Raw genomic sequence first — 20171 nt, 5'->3', positions numbered from 1 at the left:
GCTAATTATAACCTTTATAGCAATTCAGATGAATATCGAAATAATGAAGATTTATCAATTAGCTTTTCAGGTAATTCCTACAGTGATAGATCTTAATACTCCATATTTATTAGGAATGAAATAAAGAAACTATTTGCTGTTCATTAAAATTTCTCAATACAACAAACAGGAAAAATGCAGTAAGCATAGCTCAAACTGTCTATTAAGAAAAGAGTCTTAGGCTTTCCTGTTAAATAATGTATAATGTCATTTTTCTTTTTAATCATTCATTATAGTGTGGCGTCTGGTCTTTTTATCAGAAGTAGTTTAAAGATTGTTCAAATGCATATTTACCTGTCATCTGTTTTAATAAATTTCCCATTATCATACTTATAAATCCCCTGCTTATTATCAGGCTGAATACACTCACAATATTGAGGATATTTGGTATCTCTATCGGGTGATTCTTTTAAATAGCTGCTCTCGGTAATTTTAAAGCTAGTTTTAAGGCCGCTTATTATTATTTCTGCTTTATCAGTGATTCTAAAATCATAATGATAGGAATAATCTGTTTCTGAATGGTCTGATGACATAAGTTCTATATCCTCAGGAGAAAAGTAGTGACTTAGATCAGCATAGTAATGATAATCATTCATTGCAATAAAAATTCTTTCTTTTAAGTCAATATTCCAGATTTCAGTTACAGTTTTGTTAATTACATAAGCGCCCGCTTCTCCATAATTATTATCTTCTCTAAATTTTAAAGTAAGAACTACAACACGATTTTTATTATTAAGATTAATGCTCCTTAGGTCAAATGAATCTAATCTGCAATTTTTATACTCGCAATTGTAAAGCTCAACGGTGTTTTTGGTTTTATTATTTACTAGTATAATCCTCTCAAACTTCTTAGATTCTCTATATTGGATTGAATTATCAATAGCTAAAGAAACAGATTTGTCCTCAAGTGTGGCTATAGTATAATTTTTTTTACGATCCTGTCCAGTTACAGATAAATTCAAAAGAATAAAAAATAAAGCTAAAAGATATTTCATAGTATAATGATAAGTAACAGTAAGGTTGCCGGATATTAGAGCGTTTCATTATCAGCCGAAATTTTGCCAGCACGCCCTTATAAAAATAAACAAAAAAGTACGGGAGTTAAAGTGCACATTCAAAAAAAAGCACATCTACCGTGCCCCATAAAGTTCAGGTTATCCATTCAACCTCCCTCCACAAATCTTCTCCACCAATTCTCTCAGCACAGCAACACGTTCATTCAGGTACTCCAGATCCTCATTGCCTATTGAGTAATTCTTCTTATATCTCGAATCAATATAAGCCTTCTTAAGAAGTTTAAAGCGTTCATCTTTTTCAGGTGTATCACGAGGGAATACTTTTTTGAATTCTTCATTAATTGTTTCAGCCTGGCTGCCCAGTTCTTCGATGTCATGAATCTTTGCTTTATAACCAGTAAAGACGAGTAGGAGAGCAGTGTAATATCTTTCTACAGCCTGATGTAGTTCAAAAGCAGCTTTATTGTATCTGCCTTTTTCGAAATTGCCTAAATAATCATCTACAAAGTATCCAGCACTCTCAAACCAACGATCATATTCCTCTTTCGCTCTTTGTTTCACCTTTTCAGGATCAATAGAAGTTGGAAGCACCAAAGGAGTAAGGCCGTTTCTGCCACTGTCAAAGAGAAGAATACCTTCCTTTACAACATCAGTAAAAAAATAGCTTCCGTAGGAGAGTTCGTTTTTCACATAACCGTAACTATGATGAATAAGGTTAACAGAAGCAGAAGTAGACATTTCCTTTACGAGCCTTTCTGTCTCTCGCCATTTATCGGATAGCTCTTGGTTCAGTTTGGTTTCGGTAAGAACAAGAATATCGTAGTCGCTTTTGTATTCGTATGTGATGCCGTCTTCTGCATAGCGATCCTCAACCCAATTACCACGGGCATAAGAGCCAAACAGAATGACAAAATCAGGAAGCATCTTTTTAACAATAAGATCACTAATGATTTTTAACTCTTCCTTTTTAAGTTCTGGCAAATGTTCCAGGCTGGTCTTCAATCTATTAATACATTTATATGAAAACTCAATTTACCTAAAAGGAAAAACAATTGCAATAAACCAGTATTATTGAGAACAACCGAGGAGTATTAAAATACTAATTAATTTAAGTTGGTTTTACTCTGCCGCAACACAATGCTGGAAGGAGAACTTTCAGCGTAATGGCTATGCTGGTGAATCTTTGCTATGAAAAGAGAGTTTTTGGGAAATGTGATTTTAGGAAGTTTTTTTAAAACGGTCATAAATTCATACATAGTAGTCTTTTATTTGAAGGTCGTAAAATATATTTTTACCATATAATGCATTATGAAAAATTTACTCCTGTTCACCTTTTTTTTGATTAACTTTCTTTTGTTCGGTAGGAATATATAGGACCTGATTTTTAGTGTGAAAGTAATTTGACAAGCTGGCTGATTGGTGCTCAATCAGGCGATTGGCGCAGGTTGCACATAAGAAACAAATTAATAATGAAGTTTTTGTCATTCCGTTTTACCTGTAATGGAGTCTGGCCTTTTGACCAGACTAAGTTTAACGGTTATCATATGCAGATTTATTGTGGCGTCGGGACTATTTTGTTTATTGTGGTGTCAAATCTTTCTTGAGGGCAGTTAAGCGTTACCAGAAGCATATCAATTTCTATTCTATTGAACTCAATGTCGGATCGAAAAATCCAACACCACAGGGCATAGAGACTAATTAATTATTTCTCCTTTATTGGTCGCCAATTTTTCACGAAATTTTTGAAGTTCGTCTGGTGATTGTCTAACCCATTCTGTTATTTCACCAATAATTTTCAATGGTGCTTGTGAACGATATGAACGAGTTGGATTGCCTGGGAATTTTTTATCTGTAAGATTCGGGTCATTCTCGTAACTCCCGGTAGGTTCCACGATATATACACGTTCACGGCCATCACCCTTTGCTAATGCAGCAGCAAGTCCGGCCCCATTAACTAGTGCTGTGAAATAAATATGATTCATTTTTATTTCAGATTGGTAATTTGAATTGCCTCCTGGTGTCAACAAATCGTTAACCTGCAAATCTGCTTTCGTCCCATGATAAAAGGGCCCTTTGTCAGAAGGATTTTCAGTAAACAAGGATCCTAAATCACTATTCTTTTTTGCGCTCTCAAGGTCGCCTAAGTCATGATAACATTTGGCAATTTTAAAATATAGGGAAGGAAATGCTGTTTTTACAGAGTCATTATTTGTTTTTAATGCAAACTGCAAAGCAATTTCGAGCCATTTTAAATTGTCTGAAACATTTTCTTGATTTCGGGCTATGTAAAAAGCTGAAAGGAATTTTTCAAAGTCATTTGTAGCCTCGTTCCAGCCTTGCAAAAACAATTTAAGAGCTTCTTGTGGTATGCCTTTTTGTTCCATGTCCATACCTTGAAGGCAAAGTTTAACGACATTGTTGAAAGGGGAGAATTCCATATTCCAATATTTTTGGCTATATACTATTTTAAATTAATTTTTTCTTAGATAGCTTATCGTGGTGTTAGGTCTTTCGACCTGACGCAGTTTAGAATTACCAGAAGCATATCAAATTTCTATTCTATTGAATTCAGTATCGGATCGAAAGATCCGATACCACAGGAACCTTGTATTGACTTCTGAAACTTATTCATACTTTTTAAATTTCAGAAATTCAGCACGCTTATTTAGTTTATTAGTCATTTCTATTTCTGTCGGATTGTTTTGTAGTAATATCCATGCCATATTTCCTATATCACTGCTTTGCATAACGATCGTATCTCCAGATTCAGTCCAACCAATTGCCCATTTATTAAAGTCTCCAGCTCCAGAATTGATTTCAGTCAATTCTACATTGGTTTTGTCGTATAAATGAATAATAACCTTAGCATAATTATCCGAATTTTCGTCAATTCGATTAACAGTTGCTTTAATTTCAAAATTCCCGGTTGGAGATTTGATTCTTTCACTTTCATAATTGCTAAAAAAACAACTAGTAAAAGTCATTGTAAATAATATAAAAGGCAGATTACGTTTTATTTTTTCAGCTTGCGGACAACTAAATACATGCTCACCATTGCATATATTTCTCACTTATTCCTACTAAAATATCCATTTCTGGAGTAATAATCAAAGAAGATCATATTCCGACTGAGGAAATTGACCCAAAAGCTCCGTCTTATAACTTCAAAATTATAATCTCCTCTTCCGTCCGAGCTTCATATCTAGGGGGATTGTGGCAAAAAGCTTCGAAGCTGCAGCTTTTTGCTCGGAAGCTGACTCTAAAACCTCCAAGGAGTACCAAAAGAAAAGGCTGCCTTTTTTACGAAGGCAGCCTTTCAGGTTTAGCTTCTTTTAGTTCTCTCAACTATTCTCATTAATAATCTTAAATAACTGTTCTTTATATATTTCTCCTACAGGCAGCTCTATTCCTGCAATTTTCACCATGTTCTTTTGAACAGCTTCAATCTTTTTTAACGATATTATATAGGATTTGTGTATCCTTAGAAAGTCATTTGTAAGCTTACTTTCTATCGACTTCATATTCTGATGGGCAAATATAGGTTTCACTCCCGCGAATATTTTAACATAATCCTTCAAGCCTTCTATGTATATGATATCGTCCAGATTGATTTTTACCATCTGATAATCTGACTTTACAAATATGAAGTCTTTTAATGGGTTCTGGTCAGCTGTGCTTTTTTGCAGTGATAGTAAATCTTTTACTTTGTTTACTGCCTTTAAAAATCTTTCAAAGGGAATTGGTTTTAAAAGATAATCTACGACATCTAACTCATAGCCTTCTAAAGCATACTTTTGGTAAGCTGTAGTAAATATTACGATAGGAGGGTTAGGTAAGGCTTTCAAAAGCTGAATTCCTGAAAGCTCAGACATTTGTATATCTAAAAATAGCAGATCAATAGTATTCTTATTCAACACTTCCAGTGCTTCCAGAGGATTGGTATAACGACCTTCCAGTTGGAGTTCGGGAAGCTTAGATATATAATTTTCAATGATGTCCAATGCCAGAGGCTCGTCATCTATTGCAATACAGCGAATCATGAGCGTAAGTTAATTTTTAATTCAACAACAAAGATATCATTCTGACCATTCAGCTTTAAGGTATATCTCAGTGGATATAGCAAATCAAGTCTTCTCTGGATATTAACAAGGCCAATACCGGAGGAACTATCTTTTTCTTTATTCTTGTCAAATGGATTCTCAACCTTTAAAAATAATTCCTGATCCTTTAGTTCAATCAGAATTTTGATTATAGATTTTTTTGAATAGCTGATGCCATGCTTGAATGCATTTTCAATAAAGGGAATCAGTAACATAGGAGCGATCTCTTTGGTATGAAAGTCGCCATTTGTATGGTACTCTATAGTGACTTCATTGCTGAATCGCATCTTTTGAAGCTCAATATAATCATTGATATAATCAATCTCCTTGTCAAGGTTAACAGAGGTTTCATTGGTTTCATAGAGCATATACCTGAGCAGGTGAGATAACTTTAATATAGCTTCAGATGCCTTTGGTGTATTGCTGAGCGATAAGGAATAAATATTGTTAAGTGTGTTAAACAAGAAATGCGGACTTACCTGTGACTTCAGGAAAGAAAGCTCCGAAACCAGGGTTTGATTTTCAAGTTCATTTCTTTTGCGTTCACTTGTAAAATAGTCATAGAGCAAACGATAACTGGTACTCAGTGCCAGTATAAATAATGCAGAGAAGAATGGTCTTGCAGCCTTTCTTATCGGGTTATCCGGAGTGCGATGATGATGTTGGAAGGAGGGTTTGCCAGATCGGGTAGATTTTAATTTTGACACTTCATGCACATTAAAATGCCTTGAGGTAAAAATATCTGCAGAGACAATAATGCTGATCATAAAAAACACAGAAGACAGATATAATACGATACGTCCTTTTGTTAGAATCTTCGGGATAAGAAAGTCGCTGTTCAGATAGAAGAATAAAATCAGAAGAGATGTATTAAAAAGGATTTTTAATACAATATTTTCCTGTACTGGTATTCCAATGAAAAAGGGATAAAGGATAAATATTGTCCACCAAACGATATGGAGAAAAATCTTAAAATAATTTCTCCTGAAAATAACCTCTTTTATGGATATAGAATTCATTATCCAAATTTATAAAGGTTTTCTGACAACCGGCGGATTAATATACAAGATTGAAATTTTCGTATACCAATTGATTTAGAAATCAGGATTTTTACACTTCAAATCTTCCCGGCTCAATTCCTGTAATGTCTCCAAAAGGCACGTCTACGTAGGTGGTATTAGGGAGTAAAATAAACAGATGAGAAAATTCCTGAGAATCCGGTTTGTTCTTAAAACCCACAAGCTGCCCCTGATAGTGATGATTGTCTTTCGTAATAACAATAACCTCTTTCCCTCGGTAATTATTTATTTCTCCAGAGTCCATAAGATTATTTTTTGATACAGATTCTAAACATTTTTTTGATAAAATTGTTCCACAATTAACCGGAATAATTTGATGGTATTAGGAATGTGTTGATAAACAGTAGATTTAAAGTTATTGAGGCGCATACATCAAATTCAGATTAATCTCTTCAATTCCTGAGCTTACAGTAAAAGGATTTAACCCACCTGTCCAATCAGAACCGGAAGCATACAATTTCCCTTTTTCTTCAATAAAAATAGAATATTGAGAAGGTTGAAGTTGAAATTGGAAAAATCCTTCATCATCCGTATAGCCAGTTGCAATCAGCTTTGTATTTACTTTTTTGTAAAATGGGTACGACCCTTCCGCATCTTTTTCTTGTGTATATTCATATATCCTAACCTTTCGTTTTACCGGATATGCTATGCAGCTAGTATTTTTGCCACCAATCGCAGGCATACAATTTCCTTCTGTTAGTGTTAATGTCCCATAAATACCTTTAGTAATAGTCACTTTGCCTTGATTATGAATTTTAAGTTCTTCTATTTTATTAGTCCACAAACTGTATATGGAAGGATCTTTTTTGCATGATACTATTGAAATAAGTACCAATGAAAATATAATGATGTTTAATGCTTTCATAAAAATAAATAATGTTAATACAATTTAATTAATGTCAGTGAAAAAGTAAAGGACTGGTGTTAACATACCTCATAGAGGTGCCATGCATAGCATCTCTACGAGGTATGTTCTTTTGTCATAATTGCAGCAGCAAGTCTTATTTTATGATATTCATATTTGCCGTTTAAATGCTCAAATATTGGTTTTACTTGGTTTTTATCTATCCCAACAACATTAATTGCTTTAATAATTTCAGCCAATTCAACATCTGTAATGTATTTTCTTAAATCAATATCATATCCTTTTTCATAAAGATAAGCAAGGTGAGAAAAAATGGTTACCTGATTTAAGTTGCGTCTGACTGAAATTTCTTCTATACTGAGATTTTGTTTCAACATTTCAAACGTTAGAACATACGTACTTCCTTTTATTTTAGGACCTTGTCCGGCCTCTTCCTGAACAAAGGAAATGATCTCATTTAAAAACTCATGACCATACCTTCTGAACTTCTCTTCTCCGATCCCCTGAATACCTTTGAGCTCAAGTGGACTTACCGGTTTTCTTGCAACCAGTTCTGATAGGGTGGCATCATTAAAGATGATATATGCCGGAACAGCCAAGGCATCAGCAAGACTCTTACGAAGCTTTTTAAGTCTTTCAAATAAGCGTTCGTCTCTTAGTTCCTTGTCAGATTTCTCATTAGTTTTCTCATTCATTTCAGCCATCTTTTCTGCCATAGGTCTGAATTTCACAAGTGACACTGGTTTTTCTCCTCTGAGCACAGACTTGCTTTTTTCATTAAGTTTAAATGAATGGCCATCATCATAAGCGATATCAATCACACCCATGTTCAGCATTTGCATAATGTATTCGCTCCACTCTTCATATCTAAGCTCTTTTCCGACTCCAAATGTCTTGAGCTGCTGATAGCCTTTCTCCAGAACGTTTTTATTCATTGAGCCTCTCAGAATGTCAATGAGCATTCCCAATGCAATTTTCTCATTTGATCTGGCAATGGCTGACAGGGCCTTTTGTGCAAATACAGTTCCTTCAAATCTTGATGGAGGATTTTTACAGACATCACAGTTGCCGCAGTCCTTTTCTGTGTTTTCGTTAAAGTAGCTTAGCAAAATTCTCCTTCTGCAAATATCAGCTTCTGCATACTGCTTCATTCTTTCAAGTTTGGCAGCCTGAAGTTCTTTTCTTTCTCCTGTTTTTTCCTGAAGCAAGTCCAGTTGCCAGGTATAATCTCTGAAGCTGTAAAATAAAATGGTATCTGAAGCCAATCCGTCTCTGCCAGCCCTTCCTATCTCCTGATAAAAGTTTTCCATATTCTTGGGCAGGCTATAATGAATCACCCAACGAACGTTTGGCTTGTCAATACCCATACCAAAGGCAATGGTGGCACAGATGATCTGAATTTCATCTTTTATGAAATCTTCCTGTACTTTGGATCTGGCATCGGCATCCATTCCAGCATGGTAGTATTCGGCATTAAATCCATTTTCACGAAGCTTGCCCGCAAGTTTTTCACATTCCTTTCTGCTCAGGCAATAGACAATACCAGCTTGTGTTCCTCTTTTTGAAATAAAATTGGAAATGTATTTATATCGATCTCTGCCCGGTAATACTTTCAGGCTCAGATTAGGTCTGTCAAAGCTGGAAATGAAGGTTTCAGCCTCTTCCATTCCGAGTTGGTTCAGGATATCTTTTCTTGTTACTTTATCTGCAGTAGCAGTAAGAGCAATGAAAGGAACATTGGGGAAAAATTCTTTCAATCTTTTTAGCTGTGCATATTCAGGTCTGAAGTCATGGCCCCAGAATGATACGCAATGAGCCTCATCTATTGCAATCAGATTGATTTTTAAACTTTCCAGAAAATGAATGAAGCCTGTGTTTACAACTTTTTCAGGAGATACATACAGTAACTTTACTTTTCCATCAAGACAGCTTCTTTCAATGGACATCAGGTATTCGGAGGGAAGGCTACTGTTATAATATTCTGCAGCAATACCATTGGCTTTAAGTGCTTCCACCTGATCCTTCATTAGTGAAATAAGAGGAGAGACCACAATTGCCATGCCTTCCTTCATGATAGCAGGTAACTGGTAGCAAAGAGATTTACCTCCGCCTGTTGGCATAATGACCATTACATCTTTTTTCTGCAGAACCAGGTCTACTATTGTTTCCTGGTGAGGGCGAAAGGTATCGTAGCCCCAGTATTGTTTAAGGTATTTTTTCTTGTCCATTTTTATTTAGCTGGTTGAATCGGTTCCAAATATAAATAAAAGGATGGAAATATCTTAGACGTAACAGAGATTGAAATCCAACTTTAAAGTATTACAAATTAGAACGTTGGGAGAATGTTGTGTAAAGCAATTATTTAATTATAAATTTACAGGACGAACTGCGGTAAATATGCTTGATTGGAAAACATTATACAGCCCCAAAAGACTAGGGCAGGAACATAAATATACAGAAGGTCAGGACTCTGTGAGAAATCCTTATCAAATAGATTATGACAGACTGATATTTTCTTCGCCTTTCAGAAGATTGCAGAATAAGACTCAAGTATTTCCTTTGCCGGGAAGTATTTTTGTTCATAACAGGTTAACCCACAGTCTTGAAGTGGCTTGTGTTGGCCGGTCGCTTGGGAGTATTATAGGACAGAGAATTGCTGAAAATCATGAACCCAATAATCAAAACTTTCAGAGGTTCTATAACTATGAGCTTGGTTCTGTTATCTCAGCTGCATGCTTGGCCCACGATATTGGAAATCCGCCATTTGGCCATTCAGGTGAAAAGGCTATTTCTGCATATTTTCTGAATCTGCCTGATAAGGAAAAATCTTATATCCGGGAAAACCTCACAGCCAATCAATATAAAGACCTCACCAATTTTGAAGGTAATGCGAATGGTCTTAGACTAATGACGCATCATTTCAATGAAAATACTCCTGGTGGTATGAGGTTGACTTATACTACTCTTGCATCTATGATCAAATATCCATGCGAATCTGGTGCGGGAATGAGCAAGCAGGTTTTAAGTCGTAAGAAGTATGGTTTCTTTGATTCTGAAAGAGAAACATTTTTAAAGATAGCTAAGGAGTTTGGGCTTATCTCAAACTCAAGCAGTAGTGAATTGATTTATGCACGCCATCCATTCGTATTTCTGGTAGAGGCAGCGGATGATATCTGCTATCAGCTGATTGATTGGGAAGATGCATACAGATTAAAGATCATTACCCTGAAAAAAGCAATTGAAGTGCTTCTGGAATTCTTTCAGGAAAATGCTGATAGGGACAGTAGGGGGAAGATCAAATCAATTGTTGATGCCATTGTAGATGATAAGCAAAAAATCGCATTCCTGAGAGCTAAAATTATTTCAATTTTAATTGAAAGGTGCTCTGATATATTCTGGGAAAACAGGGAAGCTATTCTTTCCGGAAAATATGAAAAGAGTCTTACAGACGATCTTGGAGGGCATATCAGCAAACCATTTCAGGAGCTGAAACAAATCTCTAATGAAGAAATTTACAACTACCGCTCAGCAATAGAGATCGAGCTTGCCGGATATAAGATATTAGGAGGGATACTGGAAGAATTTATACCAGCAATTACTCAGCCTGATAAAGCTACGTCACCAAAACTGATGCGTCTGCTTCCTGATCAGTTTAAGTACAAGGGGGAAGATGATAACCTTTATTCCAGGTTACAATCGGTCGTAGATTTTGTATCAGGTATGACAGATATTTATGCTGTGGATCTTTATCGTAAGATTAAAGGTATTTCATTGCCTGAGCTTAAGTAATCTCAGCAACAGTTGGAGCAACAGCAACAATATACACCCAAGTGTTCTTGCTGTTACTCAAACTGTTGCTATTTTCTTTAATTAAGAAGATAACGATTACTTTCACAGCCATGTCCTTCAGGTGAATCGTGAGGGATGGGGGGGCAACTAATATTCGGTTTTATCTCCTTTAGCTTTCCATTCATGAAATGCTATAATGGCATGTTCTTGTCCGATCTGCATAATAGGAATTTTTCTTTCAAGTATTAGCTTTTTCATTTCGTCATAAATCATTGAATCGTCAAAGCCGATTGCAGCCGCATCCTCACGTGAATTGCCAAAGTAAATTTTATCCGGTCTGGCCCAATATATAGCTCCAAGGCACATTGGGCAAGGTTCGCAACTGGTAAATATCTCGCACCCTGTAAGCTGAAAAGTGCTAAGATTCTTACAGGCATCTCTGATAGCAACAATTTCTGCGTGTGCTGTAGGGTCATTAGAAGATGTAACCTGATTATACCCTCTGCCAACTACTTCATCACCCTTAACTACTATAGCACCAAACGGACCGCCTTTGTTATTTCTATGTCCCAAATGTGAAAGCTCAATGGCCATCTTCATAAATTTTAATGCTCTCTCTTCCATTTCAGTAGTAAAAATTTTACTTTATTAAAGTACGTAAATTCATTGGAAAAAATATTTTTTTATTTAGAAGTAAAAATACTAGCATATTAAAATGACCTACCAATTTGGGGCTAGTAATTAATTGCCTAAATTCATAATTCAGAAATATCAGGATTTTATTAAGTCGTATTTGAAACCAGATGTATAAAGAATTAAGACAACATTTTGAGAAAATTATATCTCTGACAGATTCTGAATTTGAATTTTTACTTTCTCATTTTTCGGTTAAAAAACTTAAAAAGCATCAGTTCCTTGTTCAGGAGGGTGACCTCGTTAACTATGATTATTTTGTTATAAAAGGTCTTTTGAAAGCCTACCATACTGATAGTGAAGGCAGGGAATCTATCATGCAGTTTGCTATGGAAGACTGGTGGATTACTGATTATCAGGCTTATTTCAGTCAGTCCAAGGCTATATTTAATATTGATTGTATTGAAGATGTAGAAGTGCTTTCTCTTTCTTTACAAAACAGAGATAAAATATGTGCTGAGATGCACAAGGTAGAGCATTTTTTCAGAAAAAAGTCCAACATGGGATATATTGCCTTGCAAAGGAGAATTCTGTCTTTGCTCAATAGCAATGCTAAAGAGCGATATGATCAGTTTGTGGATTTATATCCTTCCCTTATTAAGCGACTTCCTAAAACTCTTATAGCCTCTTACCTGGGAGTTTCCAGGGAAACGTTGAGCCGTCTTTCTTCGTGATGTGACCTATGTCACATTTTTTCAGTGATTTTTGTCCTTTTGGATGGTAGGTAATTTGTTCAGTTTTGTCTGCATAGATTAAAACAGACGAAAATGAAAAACAAAGTACAAGGAATTATAGCAGGAGTTCTAATGATCATCCTGTTTTTTTCGAATCATCAAACAAAAGCTCAAGTTAACAATTCTGGAAAAATGAAGACAAAAATTTTATTTGTGGTAACTAGCCATGACAAAAAAGGAAATACTGGCAAACCTACTGGGTTCTATCTTAGCGAAGTCGCACACCCTTGGGAAATATTGCATGATGCCGGTTATGAAATTGATTTTGTAAGTCCCAAAGGAGGAAAGCCTCCTGTAGATGGCTTTGATCTTGAGGATCCGATTAATAAAAAATTCTGGGAAAACACAGAGTACAAGAATAAGCTAGAACATACAATGAAGCCCTCAGAGGTGGATCCCGAGAAATACCTCGCTATATTCTATGCCGGAGGTCATGGAGCAATGTGGGATTTCGCAGATAACACTGAGCTGGCTAAAATTGCTGCTAATATTTATGAGCACAATGGAGTGGTGAGTGCTGTATGCCATGGACCTGCTGGTCTTGTAAATATTAAACTTAGCAATGGTAAATATCTTGTAGATGGAAAGAAAATTAATGCATTTACTAATGAGGAGGAAAATGCCGTTGGATTAAGTGAAGTAGTTCCGTTTCTCCTTGAAAAAAAATTAATAGAAAGAGGAGCCAAGTTTGAAAAATCAGGACTTTGGCAAGTACATGTAGTCACAGATCAAAGGGTAGTGACAGGTCAGAACCCTGCCTCAGCAACAGAAGTAGGGAAGGCAATTTTAGGAGAAATACAAAAGCTAAAAGTATTGCAGGCAACTGAAAGTAAGTGAAAATAAAAATCATGTGGTAGACCCAATAGCGGGAGCTGCCACATGATTTCAATAATTATTTGGTAGAAAGATATTTTTCAAATTGTTCAGGAGTAACGATTGTCTTTAATTGTCCTTCCCATTCATCCATTACCAATTTGTTTGCAGCCTGAATTCTTACTTTATCAGACCCATACTTTTTATGGTTTGCGGTAATTTTATTCACTCTGTCTACTGTAATGGTTTTTACTTTTGTAGCTTGCTCGTCTGTCAGGGTGATTTCAGTTTTCAGTTTTGTTACGGTTTCGTCAGCTTTTTGCTCAGGTGTAAGCATCTGCATTTTTGCCTGTTGACCGTAAGAGTATCCTGAGAGAAGAAGAAATAGAGCCAAAATGATTTTTTTCATTGATGTATCGATTTTAGAGTTGAATTTTTAATTAATCTTCTCTACGAATCCGAACAAGTTTTAGTTGAATGGCTGGTTCTTTTGTATCAAATTGAATTTTTATTAGAATTTTTTCAGCATTTCAGTAAAATTCAAGCTAAGTTTGCATAATTCAGGAAATTTTACGTTTATTTTGTAATTTCCACATTTGGTATAACTATTATAAGAAATAATTGCATTGTTTCTTTCTTAAGTTGTTAAATTCTATTTATTTTCCGTCTTAAATTTCGTGAAAGGTATGAAAAAGTATGTGTTATATGCGTTGATGATTATTTTAACCCATTCTGTGTCAGGGCAAACTCTTGATCAAAGGTGGGAAAAAGTAATACAAGGAGCTGAAAATTATCAGAATTATAAAGTAATTAAAAAAACAGAGTTGAATGATTTATGGAAGATAATCTCTGACTCTCTTGCTAAATCCAAGTCAGACCTCGCGGGTGAAAAATCACTAGTTCTGAATCAGGGCAACGAAATTTCTCAACTTCAAAAGGAAACAGGAGAATTAAAGTCTAACCTGGATATTGCAATTGCTGCAAAAGATGGGATTTCATTTTTAGGTATGCCAATCAATAAATATACCTACGCGACTATCCTTTGGTGTCTGTTTGCCATAGCTTGCGGCGCTTGTGGGTTTTTATATTTCCAGTTTCACAATTCAAATAAGGTGACTGTTCAGAAGATAGGAGAATATGATGAGTTATTTAACAGTTTTGAAGAGTATAAAAAGAATGCTATCGAAAAGGAAAGGAAGCTGAAAAGAGATCTTCAAACGTATATGAATACTATAGAAGATATGAAGAAAACCCGTACTTCGAGATAATATAGAAGACTAAAGAAATACCATATATAAGAAGCGGTAATATCTGAAAAAGATATTACCGCTTTGTTTTTTTGAAGTCCTTTATTGACTAGGATTAGAATGATTATTCTACTACAATTTTTCTGATTTGTCCCTCAGAAGTTTTTAATATGTAGAAGCCTTTACCTAAACTGCTGATGTCAATTGAATTGACACTTTCTGCTTTCAGTAATGTCTGACCGTTCAAGGATTCTATTTCAAAAGATGAGATTTTATTCAGATTCAAAGTGTTACGGGCAGGGTTTGGATAAACAACCAGACTGCTCTCTTTGGGCATTGGAGCTTCAACTTCTGCAACTCCCGAAACTTCAAGTTTGAAGACAGTAATAGTTCCGCTTATTTCATTGGAAACTAAAATATAATGCTGACCATCAGGGCTGTTCTCCGGACTTACATACACAACATATTCCGGACCGTGATCTCCTGCGTATGAAGTGAAGCTACGGGTGTTTTGGTAATCTACAAAAACAGGATTTTCAGGATCAGAAATATTGTATGCCATTACACCACCAATTCTTTCCAGACCTACGAAGGCATATGTTTTAGTGCCTATGGTCGCTACAGCAAGAGCTTCAGGTTCGCAACCTTTTGTATGACTTCTTCCTTTTAGTTTATTGCTTTCATGATCTGAATTAAACAAGCTGCCATAAATTGCGTGTCTTGAAGTAATATAATCAAAATCATCCCCACTATCATAGACAAGCTCTTTTGTATCAGCGTTAAAAATTGAGAAAGAACGTGAGCCTCCGGCATATAGCTCATCATAATCTCCATCTTTATCAGTATCTCCGTTAAGGTTGGTAATTCTGAAATTCCCAAGGTTATAGCTCTTTTTTAATACCGCAGCATGAGGGAATTTCTCTGGGTCTAATACTACAGAGTTGTTACCAACTGTGGTACGCTCGTTAAGTCCTGCATATTCTCTTTCATCACCTTCGTTCGCAGTCACGACATAGTTAGTGCCATTTAATTCAAAGCTTCCAACAGCATCTGGCATATGCAATCCTTTAACCGGCCAGTTTGCAATTAATACTTCTCCATTGTTGTTGCTCATATCTGCGCCATTTCCATACTGAATATATTCTTTAGTGCCAAGTCCCCAGATAGAAGTGATTTGATTGTTTTCAAGATCAAGTTCAGCAATTGAATTGTTTTCTTGCAAAGTTACCCATGCCTTCTTCGAGTCTGAAGAAACTGTGATATATTCAGGCTCCAGGTCCTGAGACAGGGTGCTTTTAACAGATCCTTTACGAATACCTGCTGCAATAAGTGCTCCTTCATTTTCATTGAATTTGGTGAAATCCAAAGTAGTTACATTGGTTTGGCTGATGCTGTTCAGTCCTTTTGATACGTCGATCACACTCACTGAACCTTCAGGGTCGATTGAGTAACTGTTGTTTGGCTGTCCTTCGTTTGCTATAAGTACTTTATTTCCGTCCGGAGTGAAACAAACCATATCAGGAAGTGTACCTACCGTAACTTGTGTGGCAAAATCACCATCTGCGTTAAAGAAAACTATAGAACCATTATCTATATCTACATTAGCAGGAGCTCCTACAGCAACAATACCTTTATTAACTGCAATACCTGTTATTCCACTTCCATAAGCACTCATTGAAACCGAGCGAATAGTCTGGGGCGCAGCAGGATTTGAGAAGTCTATGATGTCAAATCTGTTTTGAATTGCGCTGGTCGCATATATTCTGTGAGTTGTAGCATCATATGCAATAGCTTCAGTCGTGCTCCCTTCTGTAGAAGGGTCAAAGCTTGCAATGTGATTTAAAATTATTTCACCGTTGGAAGACGGAACCGACTTATCATTGTCTTTAATGTAAACTGTTGCATAAGGAAAACCGCTAACACTGATGCCTGATGTATTTTCAATACCTAAAACAAAATATTCGTCATTTTCTGCATCGGTATCATTCACAACAGGAATATCTAGTTTAATGATATTTCCTTCTTCACCTGTTACATGTATTGTCTTACTTTCGAAGGTAATATCAGATGTAGCCGCAGTGCTCCATGGTTGTGGCTTTAATGTTAGGTCAAAGGAAGCGTTTGTAGGGTTTTCTATTTTTAAATTAATAGAAAGCGTTCCTGCATCTTCTTTTATAGTATAGAACTCTTTTTCAAAAGCAATACTGCTATTGTATGTGAAGCTGAACTCGTACGTTCCTTCCATACTGTTGCCTTCTGCATCAAGAATATTTGAAACAATAAGTTTATAAGTATTCCCTGAGGTAAAGGCAGTTTCAAAAGAAAGAACAATAGTATCGGACAAGCTTCCGTTGGAAGTGACAGTCGCTGAAGCTATTCCTTCGATACCTGCGAAGTTTCCTAAAGAAGTTGCTGAAGCAGTATTAAGATTTCTGTCAAATACAAGTCTTATGGTTGATGCATTCAACACCTCTGATTTTACAACTGAAGGAGTTACGGTTAAGAAGCTGAACTGAGGCCATGTCTGAGCCGGAGTACCTTTAGTGATTGATGTCCAGTTTGCAGGGTTTAAAATAGAAGCTTTAAGAGCTTCAGTTTCCATAATATTTTGTGGACCTGAGTAATAAGCGTTAACAGAAAGTCCATCGATATTACCAAGAGCAGAGCTTAGGTTAATAGAGCTTTGTCCGTCTGTCAGTGTGTTTGGTAGTTTTGATGTACTTCCACCTGAGCATGAAGGTTTATCATTTACCCATGCATTGGAGCTCAGAGCTGTGATGTATGATGGACTTTCAGTAGTACCAGTGTAAATCATGATCTGATCTCCGTCAGAACTTAATCCGAATGAAGAGCCAGTCACAGAGCCTTTGTCCGCTGAAGCAGGACTATCATTCCCAATAACAACTACTTCACCTTTCTTTATACCTGTTTCAGGTGCCATCCAGATGAGTCCTCCTGGGCATTGAACTCCTTCGTTGGTAAATTTTCCATCAGTGAAGTTAATTAGTGTACCCGGAAGTATATCTTTTAATGCAACGAAAGCGAATTCATCAGCTCTGTCTGAACTGTTCATTCTATATGCTATAATAAGCAAGTCGCCTGGGTTTAAAACAGATTGAGTTGCAATGGTTTTAAAAGTAATACCTAAAGCTTCAGTGAGCACATTACCTGATAAATCCTGAACCGCATCAGCTTTAATGGCCATATAATAATTTTGCCCGTTAATTAAATTTTCAGAAGGAGTAATGGAAACTTGTCTGCCATCAATGGTAGCAGAAAATTCTATACTTTCTCCGTCTTTATTGTTCAGTTTTAGTTCAATGGCTTGAGCAATATTTTCATTGGTAATAGTAACTCCTCCGGCTAATTTTATATCTTCATTGAATGTAGCAAGCAATGAGGCATTCATAGGGATGTTCACAGAACCGTTGGCTGGACTAAAAGAAACACCAGGTGCATTAACATCTCCGGAAACAGAAGTAGCATCAAGAGCAAAATTGTCAAATCTGTTATTTCCAGCGCCATTACCGGCAACCTGAACAAATTCTACTTTTATTTTAAAATCTTTGTTGTTATCTGTTTCTGCTATATCGCTGAAGTCAAGAGTAATAAGACTTGGAATTTCTATAATTTCCAGACTGTCAAATCTTATATAGTTTGTGCCATCTATTGTATAAGAGATTATCTGCGCTCTTGCGGACTGTGTTGATCTTCTTGTTACATATGTTATGATAGGATTAGCATAACCAGTGGTGGGAAGGGAAAATATAAGTTGACCACCAACAGGGTTGTTGAATCGAAGATGTGATAAAGCTTCTTCACCCTGGCGTGCATTAAGAGTGCTAAAATCCTGACCAGTATTAGAAGTGAATTCAACTGTACTTGAGGATATCCCGGGAACATGAAGGATAGATGCTCCCGATACTTTACTAATAGTAGGAGTGAGGAGTTCTGCTTGAGATGCCGTCTGGTTAAAATTCCAGTATTGGACAAGATCCTGAGCCATAGCCAAGTTCCCTGCCAGGAGGCATACCATTAATTTTAATACGTGTTTGTTTGTCATCAGTAGTTTACTGTTAGTTTGTTTGTGATGACAAATATCCCTTTGTAAGGTTAACTTGGTGTTAATTTAAGTGGTGCCAATTGTTAAGAGTGGAGTGTTTAAGATCATTAAATTGTTAAGGAGAAAGGTGGTGAATGGATGTTTACAATGCCTGACAACTAAGCATGGAGGGACTTGTAGGTGATCATTAAGATGGATTGTTTCTATTTATCCCAATTTATCAGGATAAACAAATTCTATCTTATTGAGTAGAGTACAGGATATCAAAAGTCAAAAATAAAAGAGAGTAGATTCAATAGTAAAAGAAACTGCTCTCTTAAATAGGATTACCTCAAAGAAATAAAACTTTAAATAGATTTTTTTCTGAATGCGATCCAAAGATAGTAAGCCATTGTGCTTAGAGGAATGAATAATGCAATCCACGATATAACTTCCCAAATCCCACTCCCTAATAGAGCTGACAATAAACCAAATATTGATAGTATAGCAAGAACTATCGGCAATCCCCAAACGTGTAAGAAATTATTTTTCATAGACTACTTCTCCTTTCTCCGTAATAGCTTCCAATGCAACAGACTCCATGTTTTCCAGTCTGGCAATCTGAGCTTTCATTGCTTTTCTTCTCGCAATCCAAAGGTATAGACCGCTTATCAATACCACAATTGTGGCAATGTCAAATATTGTCCAGATGATTTTGAGTGGTAAACCTCCATAATCCCCAAAGTGCAAAGGCTGAGAGATAAATAGGGTATTGACAAACCACGGCATTGGACGCAAATCGGTTAGCTTGCCTGTTTGAGCATCAATAAGAGCAGGCAAGATAAGTTTAGATGTCAGAGGCGTATTTCCCCTCATAAACACAGCATAATGATGTTTACTGGAGAAGAGTGTCCCAGGATAAGCAAGAACAGACGGTGTCATATGAGGAGCTGCTTTTTTCGCAGTTTGTACTGCATCTTCTAGAGAACTAAATTTACTCGTTATAGCAGGCTTGTCCTTATATGGAGCGACCATTTCTGCGAGTTGTCCGAATCTCCATGCTGCTATTACTGTTTCAGACATCGTATTGATAACACCAGTAAGTCCAACAACCGTTGCCCATGCTAGCGTTACAATTCCAAGGAGGTTATGCATATCCAGCCATTTCAAACGGGAAGATTTTTCAGTACGAACCATTCCGAAATCAAATTTACGCATAATAGGTCCGTACAACATGATACCTGATATAATTGCTGTAATAAACAATAGTCCCATAAGACCCAGAAACAATTTACCCGGAATTCCTGCAAACATATCTACGTGAAGTTTATACATGATGTACATAAAACCTTCCTGGTTCTCAGGCTCATCAAGGACTTTTGCTGTACGTTCATCCAAAACTACAAGATTGCTTACTTCCGGAGCTGCATTCATTGAATCGGCCATGCTAAGCATTACAAGGTTTGGATGCTCATCACTCCAGAAGACATAGCGAACCACTTCACCAGGTCTTTGAAGATAACCTTGTTCTATAATTTTATCAAGACTGGCTTTGGGTGTGTTCGCTGGCATTTCAGGAGCTGCAGGTTCCTTGCCCAATAAATGATCAATTTCTTCATGAAAGATCAAAGGCAGACCAGTGAGACATAACAGTAGAAGGAAGATCGTACAAATAAGACTAGTCCATTTGTGAACTTGAAACCATCCTTTGACACTTTTAACTGAAGTCATAGTTTATAGTTGTTTTAAAGTAT

The 20171-nt window shown here is 36.3% G+C and carries 18 protein-coding genes; 5 read left to right on the top strand and 13 right to left on the bottom strand.

The annotated features are described in order from the left end of the window. Positions 1 to 329: 329 nt before the first annotated feature. A complete protein-coding gene (locus J7604_RS24780) occupies positions 330 to 1034 on the bottom strand; it encodes a hypothetical protein (RefSeq protein WP_293902494.1) in 705 nt (234 codons plus the stop codon). A 159-nt stretch (positions 1035 to 1193) separates the two neighbouring features. Next, a complete protein-coding gene (locus J7604_RS24775) occupies positions 1194 to 2057 on the bottom strand; it encodes a HEPN domain-containing protein (RefSeq protein WP_293902491.1) in 864 nt (287 codons plus the stop codon). Between the two features lie 467 nt (positions 2058 to 2524). Between J7604_RS24775 and J7604_RS24770 the strand changes: the two genes are divergently transcribed. Continuing rightward, on the top strand, positions 2525 to 2659 hold the full coding sequence (locus J7604_RS24770; protein WP_293902488.1) for a hypothetical protein: 135 nt from the start codon (positions 2525 to 2527) through the stop codon (positions 2657 to 2659). 90 nt (positions 2660 to 2749) lie between these two features. Here the strand turns inward: J7604_RS24770 and arr are convergent, their stop codons facing one another. From arr to recQ, 7 genes are all read right to left on the bottom strand, one after another. Continuing rightward, positions 2750 to 3154, bottom strand: a complete 405-nt coding sequence (gene arr, locus J7604_RS27125) for an NAD(+)--rifampin ADP-ribosyltransferase (RefSeq protein ID WP_367113609.1) — start codon at positions 3152 to 3154, stop codon at positions 2750 to 2752. Positions 3155 to 3679: 525 nt separating this feature from the next. Then, a complete protein-coding gene (locus J7604_RS24760; protein ID WP_293902482.1) occupies positions 3680 to 4039 on the bottom strand; it encodes a hypothetical protein in 360 nt (119 codons plus the stop codon). 357 nt (positions 4040 to 4396) lie between these two features. Further along, complete coding sequence (locus J7604_RS24755; RefSeq protein WP_293902479.1) at positions 4397 to 5095, bottom strand: LytTR family DNA-binding domain-containing protein; 699 nt, start codon at positions 5093 to 5095, stop codon at positions 4397 to 4399. Further along, complete coding sequence (locus J7604_RS24750) at positions 5092 to 6174, bottom strand: sensor histidine kinase (protein WP_293902475.1); 1083 nt, start codon at positions 6172 to 6174, stop codon at positions 5092 to 5094. Before J7604_RS24750 ends, J7604_RS24755 begins: the two co-directional genes overlap by 4 nt. A 91-nt stretch (positions 6175 to 6265) precedes the next feature. Further along, positions 6266 to 6478 carry a hypothetical protein gene (locus J7604_RS24745; protein WP_028980564.1) on the bottom strand — a complete coding sequence of 71 codons (213 nt, stop codon included), beginning with the start codon at positions 6476 to 6478 and terminating at the stop codon, positions 6266 to 6268. Positions 6479 to 6589: 111 nt separating this feature from the next. After that, entirely contained in the window at positions 6590 to 7099 is a 510-nt protein-coding gene (locus J7604_RS24740; RefSeq protein ID WP_293902470.1) for a hypothetical protein, read from the bottom strand. 95 nt (positions 7100 to 7194) lie between these two features. Then, positions 7195 to 9327 carry a DNA helicase RecQ gene (gene recQ, locus J7604_RS24735; RefSeq protein WP_293902467.1) on the bottom strand — a complete coding sequence of 711 codons (2133 nt, stop codon included), beginning with the start codon at positions 9325 to 9327 and terminating at the stop codon, positions 7195 to 7197. Between the two features lie 70 nt (positions 9328 to 9397). On the opposite strand from recQ, the gene J7604_RS24730 reads away from it, so the two are divergent. Then, on the top strand, positions 9398 to 10888 hold the full coding sequence (locus tag J7604_RS24730) for a deoxyguanosinetriphosphate triphosphohydrolase (RefSeq protein WP_293902464.1): 1491 nt from the start codon (positions 9398 to 9400) through the stop codon (positions 10886 to 10888). A gap of 147 nt (positions 10889 to 11035) precedes the next feature. Here J7604_RS24730 and J7604_RS24725 read toward each other — a convergent pair whose 3' ends face one another. Beyond that, positions 11036 to 11512 (bottom strand): nucleoside deaminase, encoded by a 477-nt coding sequence (locus J7604_RS24725; protein ID WP_293902461.1) that lies wholly within the window; start codon positions 11510 to 11512, stop codon positions 11036 to 11038. 179 nt (positions 11513 to 11691) lie between these two features. Between J7604_RS24725 and J7604_RS24720 the strand changes: the two genes are divergently transcribed. Together J7604_RS24720 and J7604_RS24715 are read left to right on the top strand one after the other, a co-directional pair. Then, complete coding sequence (locus J7604_RS24720; RefSeq protein ID WP_293902458.1) at positions 11692 to 12255, top strand: Crp/Fnr family transcriptional regulator; 564 nt, start codon at positions 11692 to 11694, stop codon at positions 12253 to 12255. 93 nt (positions 12256 to 12348) lie between these two features. Continuing rightward, on the top strand, positions 12349 to 13152 hold the full coding sequence (locus J7604_RS24715; protein ID WP_293902455.1) for a type 1 glutamine amidotransferase domain-containing protein: 804 nt from the start codon (positions 12349 to 12351) through the stop codon (positions 13150 to 13152). Positions 13153 to 13207: 55 nt separating this feature from the next. Here J7604_RS24715 and J7604_RS24710 read toward each other — a convergent pair whose 3' ends face one another. Further along, positions 13208 to 13537, bottom strand: a complete 330-nt coding sequence (locus J7604_RS24710) for a hypothetical protein (protein WP_293902452.1) — start codon at positions 13535 to 13537, stop codon at positions 13208 to 13210. A 277-nt stretch (positions 13538 to 13814) separates the two neighbouring features. Here J7604_RS24710 and J7604_RS24705 point away from each other — a divergent pair, with 277 nt between their 5' ends. Next, positions 13815 to 14396 carry a hypothetical protein gene (locus tag J7604_RS24705; protein WP_293902449.1) on the top strand — a complete coding sequence of 194 codons (582 nt, stop codon included), beginning with the start codon at positions 13815 to 13817 and terminating at the stop codon, positions 14394 to 14396. Positions 14397 to 14499: 103 nt separating this feature from the next. Here J7604_RS24705 and J7604_RS24700 read toward each other — a convergent pair whose 3' ends face one another. Beyond that, positions 14500 to 18438, bottom strand: coding sequence for a choice-of-anchor I family protein (locus tag J7604_RS24700; protein ID WP_293902446.1), 3939 nt, complete (start codon positions 18436 to 18438; stop codon positions 14500 to 14502). 522 nt (positions 18439 to 18960) lie between these two features. After that, positions 18961 to 20148 (bottom strand): PepSY domain-containing protein, encoded by a 1188-nt coding sequence (locus J7604_RS24695; RefSeq protein ID WP_293902444.1) that lies wholly within the window; start codon positions 20146 to 20148, stop codon positions 18961 to 18963. Positions 20149 to 20171: the final 23 nt, after the last annotated feature.

The organism is Sporocytophaga sp. (genome assembly GCF_017745095.1).
Taxonomy (GTDB): Bacteria; Bacteroidota; Bacteroidia; order Cytophagales; family Cytophagaceae; genus Sporocytophaga.
The sequence above is the reverse complement of the archived record's forward strand: the minus strand, read 5'-3'. Positions and strand labels throughout refer to the sequence as shown.

What these genes read in the sequence shown, in the direction of transcription:
- J7604_RS24780 (WP_293902494.1), bottom strand. Translation starts at nt 1,034, where the DNA reads ATGAAATATCTTTTAGCTTTATTTTTTATTCTTTTGAATTTATCTGTA.
- J7604_RS24770 (WP_293902488.1), top strand. Translation starts at nt 2,525, where the DNA reads ATGAAGTTTTTGTCATTCCGTTTTACCTGTAATGGAGTCTGGCCTTTT.
- J7604_RS24760 (WP_293902482.1), bottom strand. Translation starts at nt 4,039, where the DNA reads ATGACTTTTACTAGTTGTTTTTTTAGCAATTATGAAAGTGAAAGAATC.
- J7604_RS24755 (WP_293902479.1), bottom strand. Translation starts at nt 5,095, where the DNA reads ATGATTCGCTGTATTGCAATAGATGACGAGCCTCTGGCATTGGACATC.
- J7604_RS24750 (WP_293902475.1), bottom strand. Translation starts at nt 6,174, where the DNA reads ATGAATTCTATATCCATAAAAGAGGTTATTTTCAGGAGAAATTATTTT.
- J7604_RS24745 (WP_028980564.1), bottom strand. Translation starts at nt 6,478, where the DNA reads ATGGACTCTGGAGAAATAAATAATTACCGAGGGAAAGAGGTTATTGTT.
- J7604_RS24740 (WP_293902470.1), bottom strand. Translation starts at nt 7,099, where the DNA reads ATGAAAGCATTAAACATCATTATATTTTCATTGGTACTTATTTCAATA.
- recQ (WP_293902467.1), bottom strand. Translation starts at nt 9,327, where the DNA reads ATGGACAAGAAAAAATACCTTAAACAATACTGGGGCTACGATACCTTT.
- J7604_RS24725 (WP_293902461.1), bottom strand. Translation starts at nt 11,512, where the DNA reads ATGGAAGAGAGAGCATTAAAATTTATGAAGATGGCCATTGAGCTTTCA.
- J7604_RS24720 (WP_293902458.1), top strand. Translation starts at nt 11,692, where the DNA reads ATGTATAAAGAATTAAGACAACATTTTGAGAAAATTATATCTCTGACA.
- J7604_RS24715 (WP_293902455.1), top strand. Translation starts at nt 12,349, where the DNA reads ATGAAAAACAAAGTACAAGGAATTATAGCAGGAGTTCTAATGATCATC.
- J7604_RS24710 (WP_293902452.1), bottom strand. Translation starts at nt 13,537, where the DNA reads ATGAAAAAAATCATTTTGGCTCTATTTCTTCTTCTCTCAGGATACTCT.
- J7604_RS24705 (WP_293902449.1), top strand. Translation starts at nt 13,815, where the DNA reads ATGAAAAAGTATGTGTTATATGCGTTGATGATTATTTTAACCCATTCT.
- J7604_RS24700 (WP_293902446.1), bottom strand. Translation starts at nt 18,438, where the DNA reads ATGACAAACAAACACGTATTAAAATTAATGGTATGCCTCCTGGCAGGG.
- J7604_RS24695 (WP_293902444.1), bottom strand. Translation starts at nt 20,148, where the DNA reads ATGACTTCAGTTAAAAGTGTCAAAGGATGGTTTCAAGTTCACAAATGG.